Genomic DNA, 240 nt, shown 5'->3' with positions numbered 1-240 from the left:
AGTTAAAGCTAAGCTGGTTGCTTAGCTGTTAAATTAATTACCTAAAACCTAAAGTTAGAAAGGTTACTTATGTAAGGGCTACTTACTGGCATATAAATGGTATTCGCTCAGTGTTAGCCGGCCGTCTTTATCTTGGTCGTAACGAATAAACTTAGACCACAAGACGGGGTCTATTGAGGCTTCAGAACGCGTTAAAAATCCGTCTTTGTTTCGGTCTATTTTTTTAAACTGGTTGTTAAT

1 protein-coding gene is annotated in these 240 nt (G+C 37.5%); it reads right to left on the bottom strand.

From position 1 onward, the window contains the following. Positions 1 to 78: 78 nt before the first annotated feature. Entirely contained in the window at positions 79 to 240 is a 162-nt protein-coding gene (locus tag R2R70_RS22800) for a hypothetical protein (RefSeq protein ID WP_410979318.1), read from the bottom strand.

Origin of the sequence: Cobetia sp. SIMBA_158 (assembly GCF_046566945.1) — a bacterium.
Taxonomy (GTDB): domain Bacteria; phylum Pseudomonadota; class Gammaproteobacteria; order Pseudomonadales; family Halomonadaceae; genus Cobetia; species Cobetia amphilecti.
Note: the sequence above shows the minus strand (reverse complement) of the source record. Positions and strands in the feature narration are given on the sequence as shown.